The organism is Thiocapsa sp. C2-2m, from assembly GCF_041903745.1.
GTDB lineage: Bacteria > Pseudomonadota > Gammaproteobacteria > Chromatiales > Chromatiaceae > Thiocapsa > Thiocapsa roseilacustris.
In genome coordinates, this window is record NZ_JBBWVD010000030.1 from 1 (window position 1) to 12,111 (window position 12,111).

Below are 12,111 nucleotides of genomic sequence, written 5' to 3' on the forward strand. Positions count from 1 at the left end.
TGTCAATGGCCATGAGAACTGAACCGCTTTCGGCCACGAAACTTGACCCGCCCGGAGACCCGGACCAGCGTCAGTTTCCGATTTTCTGCTTCAGTCGATAGCTTTCACCTCCGAGCATGAAGACGTGCGAGTGATGGATGAGACGGTCGACGATGGGCACGGCGACGTTCTCGTCGCGGAAGAAGTCGCCCCAGTTGGTGAAGTCCTTGTTGGTGGTGAGGATCACCGAGCGGTACTCGTAGAGACCGTTGATGAGCTGGAAGAGGTTGTAGAGGCCCTGGCGGTTCATCGGCAGGTAGCCCAGCTCGTCGATGATCAGCAGGTCGAACTTGAGCAGGCCGGCGATCTTCTTCTTCAGCTCCCCGCGCAGTTCGGCCAGTTCGAGGGTTTCCACCAGCGCCAGTGCCGTGGTGAAGAGCACCTTGTAGCCGGCCTCCAGTGCCTTCAGGCCGATGCCGACGGCCAGATGGGTCTTGCCCACGCCGGGCGGTCCGATGAAGACCAGATTGGCGCGCTCTTCGAGGAAGCGGAAGTCCAGCAACTGGCTGACCTGGCGTTTGGTGATGGTGGTCTGGTGGCGGTCGTCGAACTCCTCCAGGCGCTTGATCACGGGAAAGCCGGCCTTGCGTAGGTTCGCGGCCAAGCGGTTGGTTTCGCGCCCCTGCAGCTCCAGGTCGACGAGTTGCTCCACCAGATCCAGATACGACAGGGCGTTGGCCTCGGCGGCGCTCAGCAACGCGGCCAGGCCATGAGCCAGATGGCCGCAGTTGAGGACACGGTATTTGTGCGCGACGGCATCAATGGAGGTCATGAGCGCCCTCCGGTGCGTTCTGCGCGGCAACGGCGGCGTAGCGTGCGAGCGGCGAGGACGCCGAGGCGCCGGGGCTCGACGGTGCGCTCGGCGGCGCTTCGCCGCAGCGCTCGGGATGTGCGCTGTAGGCTTCCAGGTAGGCGCGCAGCCGGGTGTAGCTCATGGCGGGTTTGTCGCACAGCGCGGCGACGAGGGCCGGATCCAGCGCCGGGTAGCTGCCGAGGAGCCGTTTGACGCCCTGTAACTGGTCTTTGTAGATCTTCGGCTCGGTGGCCTTGATCAGGGCGCACAGACGCGCTCCCAACGCCGCGCCCAAGCACTGCGCGATGGCCGCCTCCAGGTCGGCGATCGCCACGGCGGGATCGCGGTAATGGTGGGTGTTCTTGACGATCGCGCCCTTGCCGGGAGCCAGCCCATGGCGGGCGATGACCGCGCCGCTGCCGGGGTCGCTGATCACCAGCTGCCCGTCGCTCTCCACGACGCCGACTCGGCTGCGCTGATAGGCCAGGGGGACGGAGTACGTGTTGGCCTTCCAGGCGATCAGGCCGGTCTTGTCGGCGTGCCGGGTGAGCGGTGCCTCGCCGATGAGCTCCGGCACGCCGGGCGGGCTCAGGTAGGCCGCCATGTGCGGCTGCTCCGCACGCCGATAGCGCTCGCGCGGCGCCTCCCCGGTGGCGGCATGGGTCCGGGCATTGGCCGTTTCCTCGAGCCACTGCTGCAGGTCGGCGCCCACCTCCGCCCAAGCCGCGAAGGTCTCGCCGTAGAGGCCGTTGGACTTGACGTACTTCACCCCGGCTTCGACCTTGCCCTTGCTCTCGGGGTCGTAGCCGCGACAGGCCCGGATCGCAAAACCCGCGCTCGCTGCATCGCGGGCGAAGCGTTCGTTGAGCGCCAGCTCGCGGAACTGCTCGTCGATCACCACCAGACGGGTTTGGTCGTAGACGCATTCGCGCGGACGCCCGCCAAACGCGCGGAAGGCCGCATCGTGCATCCGGATCAGCTCGGCGGTGTCGATCGGCCGGGCACTGGCCGCTACGTACAGCAGCCGTGAGTAGGACAGGACAAAGACCATCAGATACACCGTGGTCGCGACCCCGCCGATCATCACCCCGCGCAGCTCCCCGCCGTCGACCTGGCACTGCACGCCGGGCACCATGTCCAGCACCGGTTCGTAGTAGCGCTCCGGCTTGAGCGTCACCGTCGCCTTCAGCTCCCGGATGTCGCGCCGCGCCGTGCGCGCCGAGACCGCCAAGTCCCCGTGGGCCTCGCGCAACTTGCGCAGCACCTTCACCGCACTCAAGCGTGGATAGGTCTCCAGCAGGTGCACGACGTACCCGCGATGCACATCCAGACGCCGCTCCCGGCGCTGACCCTGCCGATACGCCGTGATCTCCTCGGCACTCATCCTCAGGTACTTGCGTACCGTGTTGCGCGAAATCTTCAACTCCGCCGCGATCGCCCGCAGCGAACTCCCCCGCCCTTCGTCGTACATGGCTTTGATCTTGTGAATCATGACCCACTCCTGCACCTGCACCCCCGACCGGCAAAAAACCGCACAGTCTGAGGCTGCACACCCTAAAAGCACACTCCGGGATGGATCAAAAGAAGTGGCCGTTAGTGGGTCAGTTTAGGTGGCCAGTAACACCATGTCCGTTCGACATTGGCGATGACGGCGCGGAGCGTCTACGCATAGAATCCATCTTCGACGTGATTCAAGGCTATCGAGATCGTGGCGAGGAATATCTACGCTTGCGTAGCCCCATCCGGTTCGACTACGACCCCGCCGCAGCGAGCCTGGAGCACCCGGCGACGCACGTCACGTTGAACCATCAGGACCGCCGCAACCGGCCTGCGGGCCACTCAACCTTGGGCAGTTCGTCGAGTTCATTTTCCGCCGGTTCTACCCAAATGTTGGGCCGAGCACGACTTCCTGGCCGATACCGATCCGCAGCACTGGCCTCGAGCGATTGGCGGCGAGCACGAGCAGTCACTGCATATGAACTGGCGGGCCGATCCTTCTCGCATTGGCTTCTTGGCCGCGCCGAAACGCAGCTCCGCGGCGACGATGATGCTGGTGCAGACCTGTCCCTCGCCGCGCTCGGCGATGCAGTCGCGGATGCGCCCGGCGGGTCGACGCACGAGATCGGAGACGATGTTGGTGTCGAGCAGATTCGCGGGCTTCGGCATGGCGGCCATGCTCAGCGGGGAATTGCTAGAGCTTGACCGGATCCGGCGCCGTGTCGTGGATGTCCGGGAAGGTGTCGTCAATGGGGTCGAGGGTCGCCAGCACAGCGAGCAGTCTCGGCGGCGGCGCTGGCTCGATGATGAGGCGGTCGCCGTCCTTGCGGATCAGCGCTTCCTTGCCGGGTAGCTCGAAGTCCCGCGGGATGCGAATCGCTTGATTGCTCCCATTGGTGAAGAGGGTGGCGCGGCGGGGTGCGTTCATGGATGCTGATCGACTGGGCATAGGTTACAGCAGAGGTTAGCACGGGGCGTACAACGCCGGGCGATGCGTTGAACTCGGGTCAACGATGCCGGCCGCAGTTAGGCTTCCCCTTCAGCGCCGGCTCGACCCGGCCGTGACCCGACCGGTACGAACCGGGTCGGTTACGCAGGCGCGGTCGAGTTCGTCGGCGGCCAGCACGTTGCGCGTGGTCAGCGAGCTGAAGCGATCGAAATCGCGCTACTTACTTTTACTCGCTGCGCATTCCACGCCATTCGGCCACCTGTTCCACCAACATCCGGCCAGCGATTCCACCGGCATTCTGCCACCCGTTCCACGGCCATTCGGCCGGGGCAGTCGGAGCGAAGCGGCGCAGGCGAGTCATTGTTACTCGGCGGGTGTGGTCGGCGTCAACGTCCGGGCGTGACGTTTGCGCATCGACTCGCCTTTAAGGGTAATCCGGTAGGCGTTGTGGACCAGTCGATCGAGGATCGCATCGGCCAGGGAGGGATCGCCGATCAGGTCATGCCAATGCTCGACCGGCAGCTGGCTGGTGATGAGGGTGGCGCGCCGGCCCAGCCGCATCTGCACGTCTTGCCGATGGGAACGCTGTTGGCGTAGGGGGCGCGCACGGTTACGACGGCGCTGCGGGCGATGGGGCTGAGCGCGCAATGGCGCTTCAAGCGTGATCATCGGGTACTGAATCGGGGGTTTGTCGTCGCGGCAGGGGGCTCGGATTCTGCTGGGGCTGTTGCTTGGGATGTTGCCTGCTCAGCGGTGTGTCTGTGGCATACCCCGGGATGGCCGCCGTTGCCGATTCACTGGGTGCTCGTGGTCGATCCCGACGGCCGGCTGCCAACGCAAGCCTTCGTCCACCGACCTGAACCTGTCGCCGACCCGCGTCGTGGTCTGTTGGTTTGGCGTTGGTCGCTCGAGGTCACTTTCGAGGACGTCCGGCGCCACCTCGCCGTCGAAACCCGGCGCCAGTGGAACGATCCGGCGATCGCACCCACCACGCCGATGGCGATGCCGATGCCGCTGTTGTCGCTCGGGTGTCTCATGGTCTCCCGGTGGCGCGAGCGCCGGGTCACTCTGCCACGCACAACCGCCTGGTATATCAAGTCCCGCGCCACCTTCTCCGATGGCCTCGCCCTGGTGCGGCGGACGATCTGGCTGAGGAAAATGGCGTCAACTTAAGGCCCGAGGAGGAGATGGTCCTAACTTCGTCCAAGAGCCTCGATCGCCTGCTGGATAAGCTCGCGGCGACCGCCTAGGTTGTCCAAAGTCGAGCCAGCCCAAGGCGCTTGAGATGCGCCTCGTCGTGGGGCTCGAATTGCTCTTCGCAGGAGACTGACATGCTGGCATAACCTCATGATGTTAAAAAGGCAACCCATCGCGAGCGAGAGTACGAGGTGACATTCAAAGGCCGACGCCGTGCTTCCTCAGTCTAGCGGTTTCGTCCAACTGTTCGTTGGCGAGGGGTTCGGCTATCGCGACTCGACAGCCGAAGGTTGCAGTCATTCCGATGCGGGTTCGGTTGTCTCCGGAGATGCGCCGCTCGGCTCGGCACGGTCATGGCTGGGCAGCCAGAGTGCGAGACTCCGGTACAGCTCGCCGGTGTCGATCGGTTTGGCGAGGTGTCCATTCATGCCGGCCTCTCGGGCGCCGTTCCGATCAATCTCCATCACTGCCGCCGAAAGGGCAATGATCGGTAGATCCGGACGCTCGAGACGAATCCGCCGGGTCGCCTCGAAGCCGTCCATGATCGGCATCTGCAGATCCATGAGGACGAGGTCGAAGTCCCATGTCGTCGCCAGCTCGACCGCCTCGACACCGTTATCGGCCAGGGTCACGACTGCACCGGTGCGCTGAAGCATGCGTTTTGCGACCTCCTGGTTCAATGCATTGTCTTCCACCAGTAAGATCGCTGCACCGGTGAAGGAGGGCGTCGGAGCCAGGGCCGGTCGCGAGGGTTTGTCGGGTTGCGGCTTTTCGCCACGGGCTTCGAGCAGGCTGTCGAGCAGGGCCGATGCGGTGACCGGTTTGCCCAGGAAGCCGTGGAGCCCCGTGCGGTCTTTCGGCAGGTCGTCGCGGTTGTAGCCGCTGACGATGATCGCCGGTGCCGCGGCACCGGTCAGGACGCCCTCTTTGCGCAATCGGAAGAGCTGCCGGACGGCCTCCAGCCCGTCGATCTCGCCGGGCATCTTCCAGTCCATGAGGATGCAATCGAAGGCCATGCCGGCCCGTTCGGCCTCAATGACGGCCTGCACCGCAGCGGCCCCGCTTGCGGCCTCCTCGACCCGGCAGCGCCAACTTTCCAGGATCTCGCGGAGCACGGTTCTGGCGACGGCGTGGTCGTCGACGACCAAGACTCGGGTCCCGGCGATCTTCCCGACAGTGCCTGGGTCGGTGTCCCCCCGCGAGACAGGCAGGTCGATGTTGAATGAAAAGATGCTGCCCTCTCCGGGCAAGGAGGCGACCTCAAGCTTGCCGCCCATGCGTTCGACCAGCTTGCGGCTGATCACCAGTCCCAACCCGGTGCCGCCGTATTTGCGTGTCGTGGAGCTGTCGGCTTGCGAGAAGGCATGGAACAGGCGATCGACCTGTCCCGGGTTCATGCCGATCCCGGTGTCCGAGACCTCGAAGCGCAGCCGAACCTGATCGGTATCCCCGCCCAGTCGGGTGATCCGAACCTCGACGGTCCCCTGCTCGGTGAACTTGAGCGCATTGCCGAGCAGGTTGGTCAAGACCTGGCCCAGACGCAGCGCATCGCCGAGTAGTGTCCGAGGGGCATCGGGGGACACGCGAAAGACAAGCTCGAGGCCCTTCTCGCCCGCAGCCGAGCCGAAGAGCGTGGCCATTTGCTCGAGGAGCTGATCGATTCGAAACGGACGGGACTCCAGCTCCAGCTTGCCCGCCTCGATCTTGGAGTAATCCAGGATGTCGTTGATGATCCCGAGCAGCAGTCGCGATGAGCCGTGAATCTTGCCCAGATAGTCGCGCTGCTCGTCGTTCAGATCGGTTCCCAACAGGATCTGGCTTAGTCCGATCACGGCGTTCATCGGCGTGCGGATCTCGTGGCTCATGTTGGCGAGGAACTCGCTCTTGGACCGGCTGGCGGCCTCCGCTTGCTCGCGGCTGAGTCGCAGCGAGTCCTCGGTCTCGCGTCGTTTCTGAACGTTCACGAGCATCTGCGCGAACACCGTCAGCAGACGCCGCTCGGTGTCGGAGTAGCGATGGTGCCTGCGCACCGAATCGAAGCCGACGAATCCTCGGCACCGCGGCCCGTCCATCATGGGTACGGCGATGGCGCTCTTGATCCCTTGGGGCTCGAGCACCTGTCTCACACTGCTCTCGGGTGCAAGCGAGTGCACATCGGCGACGTAGACGGTGCCGCCTGTCCGATGGGTCGCGACCCAATCGGAGACCATGCCGGTCGGAACAGCCTGCAAGGCGTCGATCTGCGGCTCGATCCCCCGGGCGCACCATTCGTGCGTGTTGGTGGTGATCTGCCGCTCGAAATCGTAGGTGAAGAGGTAGGCCCGATCAGCGCCGACGAACTCCCCCAGATGCCCCAGCGAGGTCTCGATGACCGAATCGACCCGGTCGAGCGGCAGGCTGATATAGGTCGCCGAGATCTCCATCAAGAGATCCTGTAAACGGGTCTCTCTCTGCAGCGCCTTTTCGCTGTCCTGAAGATGGGCAAAGGTGTCCAGGCGCTTGATGGTGCTGCCGATGACCTGCACGAGAAGCTGCAGGAGGCCGAGGTCGCTTTCCGCCCAGGCATGCGCCGGACGTAGGGCATCGAAGCCGACGAAGCCCCCGAGTCGGCCGCCGCTGTCGACCATGGGCAGGCATAGGAGCGACTGGATGCCTTGAGCGAGAAACTCTGCTTTCTCGGCCGCTGCCTCCTCCGGGAGGGTGGCCACGTCGGGAATCAGGACCGGTTCGCCGGTTGCCATCCAGGCCTGCCACCAAGGCATCCCTTCGCTCATCTGGTCTTGCGAACGCCCCATCTGAGACGGGATGCCCGGGGCACACCACTCATGGGTGTTGGTCATCCGGGAGCCATCCTCGGAGAAACGGAACAAGTAGGCCCGCTCGACTTCGAGGAGCTCGCCCAGTCTTTGGAGGGTCCGATCGAGGATAGCGTCGAAATTGTCCGGGCGAGCCCTCGCGAATCGGGCGGAGATCGCGGCGGCGGCACTCTCCAGTGCCAAACGTCGTGCGGTCTCGGCCTGCGTGCGTTTGCGTTCGGTGACGTCGCGCGCAGCGGCATAGATTAGCTCCCCGCTGGGGAAGGAGCGCCACTCAATCCACCGATAGCTGCCGTCTCGACACCGGTAGCGGTTCTCGAAATCCAGGATCGTTCCTTGTGCGTTGAGGCGTCGGGTCGCCTCGAGCGTCGCGTCGCGATCTTGCGGATGCACGAAATCGATAAAAGGATGCCCTTCCAACTCCTCGGGCGGATAGCCGAGGGTCCGCTCCCATTCCGGGTTCACGCGCAAGAAGCTGCCCTCGGCGTTGACGATGCAGAACATGTCGAGCCCGGTCGTGAAGAACCGGTTGAGCTCCTCGGTTCGGGCGTTGACCAGACCGACCAATCCCGCATGGCGACGCGCCAGGAGCGTGGCCATAAGCGCGAATGCGGCGGTCAGTGCGAGCCCCGTGAGCGCCGTGATCCATCCCGCCCGCATGGGATGCCTGCTCAGGAACTCCGGTCCCGCGTAGGCCGTCACCGCAAAGACCTCGCCGAAGATCGGAATGAGGCGGGTCAGCGACGGTCCGGCGGGAAGCTCGCCGTTCGGAGTCCAATTCGATGCGAGTGGCTCGAAGTGTCCCGAGCGGTGCAGGTAAGCGATCTGCAGGCGCACGGCCCTGTCCGGTCCGTCGCTCAGCAGAAGGGTATCCATGCGCAGCGCGGCGACGACAACGCCGCGCATATCGCCGGAGGCGCCGAATACCGGTCGAAAGACACGGACACCCTTCGGGCTTCCTGGCTCGAGCACGAAGGTGATGGGTTCGGTCGCGGTGGGTAGGCCGCCGAGCGTCGCCGCCTCGATGGCTGCGCGGCGTTGTGGATCCGAGGCAAAGTCGTAGCCGAACGCCTGTACGTTTGCTGTCGTGGATGGCGCCACGAAGAGGACGGGGTAGTGAGTGTCGCGCGCCGTCACAGGTACAGGCCCCTGCTGTGCGTCCTCCTGCCACATCCTCGGGTCCTCGATGCCGGCGGCCTCGGCCCTTGCGCGGAAATCATCCAAGTCTGCTGCGTCTACCCGTGGCGCCCAACCCCATGCACGTACGGCCGGATTGCGGGTGAGATAGCCCGTGTAGCGGGCGAAGTCCTCTGCGGTGATAGCCGTCGCGCTTTCGATGAAGCTCGCCAACCCCTCGAGCTCGGTATCGCGCAGGTTGTGCAAGCTTCCGGCGAGCGCCTCGGTGCGCGCGCTCGCCAATTGGGCGAATGACCAGTCGCGGGCATGGCCCTCGCGCTGATGGGCCGTCCATGCGGCAAAGAGGGTCAAGGCAAGACCCAAGGCGAAGACCAGCGCCGCCTCCAAATGGCGTAACCGTCGTGCGGCATGCGCATCGAGTCGGGCGCGTCTGATCAGCAACGCCGTGCCCGTGAGGATGATCAGGATCAGCACGAGCGTCAGTACGAGTATCGGCGCGGCGGCCTTCGCGAGAGCGGTCCTCCAGGTGCGGGCCTCCACGTCGATACCGAGCACGGCGACGACGTCTCCTTGGACGCGATAGGCCCCGGCACAGACGATGATGTCGCCGACGCGCTGGACGAAGGTCGTCTTGGGCTCGATGCGCTGGTTGATCGGGTTCTCGTATTCGTAGGCCACCCAACCACTGCCGCTCGAGAGGGCAATGCGCTGAATCTCCTTGCGGAATAGGGTGCCGCCGACACGGTCCGGTCTGTCGATCCAATTTTGCCCCACCAGATCGGGCCTGACCGGATGGGCCAGGAAGGTCATGTCCAGATCGTAGGCAAAGGCGTAGAGATCGCCCCGATGGAAGGGGCCGTTCGGCTCGCGCAAGGCATCGAGCAGGGCCTCGCGGCCATGCTCGCCTGCATAGGCCGCAGCGTTTTGCACCAGCGCGCGGGCCTCGGCCGGGAGCGCGTTGCCTCGGACGGCCTTGCTCGGCTCGAAGATCGGGACCTGGGCCGAGACCCAGGTTCCCCAGCGGTCGACGAGCGGTCCTTCCACATGCTCGTCGCCGGTGGCGAAGACACGCCGCTCGCCCTCCGATGCCTCGTCGTAGAGATCGCCGGGGGGCGAGTAGTCCTCGGAGTCGGGTGCCTCGTTGTCGACGAAGATGAACAATTGCCCATCGGCACGACGTCCCATCAGAGAGACGAACCGGTAGCGCGGATCCGTCCGCGCCACGGTGGCAAGCTGGCTCTTGAGTCGCTGATATTCGGGTTTATCCACGTCCGAGAGGTCGCCCGCAAGGACGGCGATGCGCTCGACGTTCAGCGATTGTGCCAACAGCCGCGTCTCCAAAAGCAGGCTGTCTTTCATCTCGCGATCCGCCAGCCCGACCGACCACCAGGCCCCGAGCGATCCAAGGATCAGCACCGACAGCGACAAGGCGATCGCCGCGCGCATCAAGAGGCGCTGCGATCCCGAGCCGGGGGCGCCGATTACTCGGCGGAGCGCTTTGCGCGTCAAGACGTTCTCGGTCCGCGTCGGGTCATGGAACTGCGCGGTATCGCGATCGCGCGGGGCGGCTTCGAAACAGGCCGCACGTGAGATCGCCGATCGCACATGCCGACGTCGAGCGTGCGCTCCATCGCCGAGCGATCCATGTCCTTCGGTTCAGGATGAACCCACCACACGATCCCGGCCCCCCTCTTTGGCCCGATAGAGCCGTTGATCCGCGATCTCGACAAGGCCGTCGACATCCATCCCGGCATATTCGCATACGCCGCTGCTTACGGTGACCCGAAGCCCGGGTTGACTCGAGGTCAGGGCCTTGACGGCGCAGCGAATGCGCTCGGCGACCTCCATCGCCAAGGCGGCGGACGTATGGGGGAGGATCACGAGGAACTCCTCTCCTCCGTAACGGCCGCTCACGTCGACATCGCGCGTGCAGGTGCGCAAGGTCGCGGCAACCTTCACCAGGACCTCGTCGCCGACCCGATGCCCGAAGGTGTCGTTGATCGTCTTGAAGCTGTCCAAGTCGAGCAGGATGACCGAGAGCGCGTCGCCGTAACGTTTGGCGCGCTCGATCTCCTCGGCAAGCTTCTGCAGAAGATAGCGTCGGTTGTAGGCTCCGGTCAGACCATCGGTCAAGGAGGCGAGGCGTAGCTCGTCCTGGGTCGCCTTCAGCTCCGAGATGTCGACCAAAGAGATAAGCCGGCTCGAGACGCCCGAAAACCGAAGCGGCATCGCCGAGACGACCGCCCAACGTCGACTTCGGCCACTCGTCAGGATCCGGGCTTCGCGCTGCTCGCCGACCCCGTCGGGGATTCCGTCGGCAGCCAGTGCCTCCCATGCCATGCTGTTCAACCGCCCGGTGCTGTCGGGTTCCAGGGAGAGATAGGTCTTGGCCGCTTGGTTGGCTTGCGTGACCCCTCCCGCGCCGCGCTCGTCCAAGATTATCGGGAAGGGTGCCGCCTCGAACAGGGTGCGTAGGTTGGACTCGCTCTCGCCGAGTCTGCGCAACACCCGGCTGGCCCCGAACCAGGCAAGACCGATGACCAGGAGCATGGCGCCGCCGACCCACAGGAGCTTGCCGCGCACGCTGCCGATCAGATCGTTCAGGAACTGCGGGCTGGAGTAAAAGGTGGCGATCCCGACCAGAAGGTGACCGTCCGGATCGTAAAGCGGCACCTCCGTCACGAAACAATCGGCACACCGGTCGATCCCCCGCGCGAGATCGAGGCTGTCGGGTGGAAGCGCGACCAGATCCCCGTCGAGGACGAGGGTAATCCGTCGGACGAAGGGCGTTTTTGTGGACTCATCCTTCAGCAGCAGCACGGCATCGAGCTCGGTTCGGATCGCGTCGGCGAGCCGGTCGGGCTGCTGATCGTTGCGCAGCAATGACTCGATCCCGCTGGTCTGGGCCTGGGCGAACGCGCGCGAGCGGCTCTCGGCCTCGGCGCGCAGGGTCGGCTCGATGACCAACACCCAATGCAGCGCGATCAGCGTCGTGAGCAGGATCCCGAGCAGCGCAAAGATCAGGGCGAGGTTGCGCTCGAGAGTCAGCGAGAACCGTCGATGCGTGGTCAAGGTCATGTCGTTCATGCAGCGCTACTCATGGCAGCGCACGACCTTGAGAAAAAACGGCTTGAACCGGATCCCCGCACGCTGCGCCCGAGGCAGGTTGACGAAGGGTAGAATGCGATCGGCGACATGGATTCCCGCAACGGCGCCGGCCTCCACATCGCCCGCGAAGGGCGAGAAGACCAGGGCGCGATGACGCTCCGACCAGAGGCGCAGCCGCTTGCCCCCGACGTCTACGCTGGCGACGAAGATTCCGCCGAGCAACGCATCGTCCACGTCCAACGCCTCCGCGCTCAGGGTTTGCACATTCAAGGGGATCTCGCGGATCCAGCCGATGTCACGAAGCGCCGCGGCGGCCTCTCGAGCGACCGTGTCGGAGCCTTCGTAGACGACACGGATCTCGAGCTTTCCGTCGGTCGCGCGCTTGTCTTCAAGGTCTTCAACGGCGCCGAGAACGGCGGGGAAGAGCTTGAGTCCGACACGAAACCGTTGCTCCTCCTCCTGCCACAGCGACTGGGTCCAGGCGCGTGTGGCGACCAGCCCGAGCCCGAGCCCGAGACACAGCGCCAAGGCAGCGACGAGATCCCGGCGGCTGATTCCCGCATTCGGCGGCATGA

8 protein-coding genes and 2 pseudogenes are annotated in these 12,111 nt (G+C 64.9%); 2 read left to right on the forward strand and 8 right to left on the reverse strand.

From position 1 onward, the window contains the following. Positions 1–70 precede the first annotated feature (70 nt). Positions 71–811, reverse strand: coding sequence for an IS21-like element helper ATPase IstB (gene istB, locus AADX97_RS20740; protein WP_374236054.1), 741 nt, complete (start codon positions 809–811; stop codon positions 71–73). Beyond that, the gene (istA, locus tag AADX97_RS20745; protein WP_374236053.1) at positions 798–2,324 is read right to left on the reverse strand and encodes an IS21 family transposase; all 1,527 of its coding nucleotides are present in this window, start codon (positions 2,322–2,324) and stop codon (positions 798–800) included. The genes istB and istA overlap by 14 nt, the downstream gene beginning before the upstream one ends. 80 nt (positions 2,325–2,404) lie before the next feature. Between istA and AADX97_RS20750 the strand changes: the two are divergent. Next, positions 2,405–2,578, forward strand: a pseudogene (locus tag AADX97_RS20750) (hypothetical protein); the annotation flags it as partial. A gap of 117 nt (positions 2,579–2,695) precedes the next feature. Here AADX97_RS20750 and AADX97_RS20755 read toward each other — a convergent pair. From AADX97_RS20755 to AADX97_RS20765, 3 genes and pseudogenes are all read right to left on the reverse strand, one after another. Beyond that, complete coding sequence (locus AADX97_RS20755) at positions 2,696–2,998, reverse strand: PIN domain-containing protein (RefSeq protein WP_374236057.1); 303 nt, start codon at positions 2,996–2,998, stop codon at positions 2,696–2,698. A 25-nt stretch (positions 2,999–3,023) separates the two neighbouring features. Then, positions 3,024–3,257 (reverse strand): antitoxin, encoded by a 234-nt coding sequence (locus AADX97_RS20760; protein WP_374236052.1) that lies wholly within the window; start codon positions 3,255–3,257, stop codon positions 3,024–3,026. A 384-nt stretch (positions 3,258–3,641) separates the two neighbouring features. Then, positions 3,642–3,869 (reverse strand): annotated as a pseudogene (locus tag AADX97_RS20765) (ATP-binding protein); the annotation flags it as partial. Positions 3,870–4,079: 210 nt separating this feature from the next. On the opposite strand from AADX97_RS20765, the gene AADX97_RS20770 reads away from it, so the two are divergent. After that, positions 4,080–4,451 carry a hypothetical protein gene (locus AADX97_RS20770; protein WP_374236051.1) on the forward strand — a complete coding sequence of 124 codons (372 nt, stop codon included), beginning with the start codon at positions 4,080–4,082 and terminating at the stop codon, positions 4,449–4,451. Positions 4,452–4,771: 320 nt separating this feature from the next. On the opposite strand, the gene AADX97_RS20775 is transcribed toward AADX97_RS20770, so the two are convergent. Genes AADX97_RS20775 through AADX97_RS20785 form a run of 3 tightly spaced genes read right to left on the reverse strand, consistent with a single transcriptional unit; the run spans position 4,772 to position 12,109 of the window. Then, the gene (locus AADX97_RS20775) at positions 4,772–10,033 is read right to left on the reverse strand and encodes a response regulator (RefSeq protein ID WP_374236050.1); all 5,262 of its coding nucleotides are present in this window, start codon (positions 10,031–10,033) and stop codon (positions 4,772–4,774) included. Positions 10,034–10,084: 51 nt separating this feature from the next. Continuing rightward, a complete protein-coding gene (locus AADX97_RS20780) occupies positions 10,085–11,515 on the reverse strand; it encodes a GGDEF domain-containing protein (protein WP_374236049.1) in 1,431 nt (476 codons plus the stop codon). Between the two features lie 6 nt (positions 11,516–11,521). Further along, positions 11,522–12,109, reverse strand: a complete 588-nt coding sequence (locus AADX97_RS20785; protein WP_374236048.1) for a hypothetical protein — start codon at positions 12,107–12,109, stop codon at positions 11,522–11,524. Between the last annotated feature and the right edge of the window lie 2 nt (positions 12,110–12,111).

Excerpts from the sequence above, each read along its gene's own strand:
- AADX97_RS20755 (WP_374236057.1), bottom strand. The coding sequence starts at position 2,998 with ATGCCGAAGCCCGCGAATCTGCTCGACACCAACATCGTCTCCGATCTC.
- AADX97_RS20785 (WP_374236048.1), bottom strand. The coding sequence starts at position 12,109 with ATGCCGCCGAATGCGGGAATCAGCCGCCGGGATCTCGTCGCTGCCTTG.
- istB (WP_374236054.1), bottom strand. The coding sequence starts at position 811 with ATGACCTCCATTGATGCCGTCGCGCACAAATACCGTGTCCTCAACTGC.
- AADX97_RS20780 (WP_374236049.1), bottom strand. The coding sequence starts at position 11,515 with ATGAACGACATGACCTTGACCACGCATCGACGGTTCTCGCTGACTCTC.
- istA (WP_374236053.1), bottom strand. The coding sequence starts at position 2,324 with ATGATTCACAAGATCAAAGCCATGTACGACGAAGGGCGGGGGAGTTCG.
- AADX97_RS20760 (WP_374236052.1), bottom strand. The coding sequence starts at position 3,257 with ATGAACGCACCCCGCCGCGCCACCCTCTTCACCAATGGGAGCAATCAA.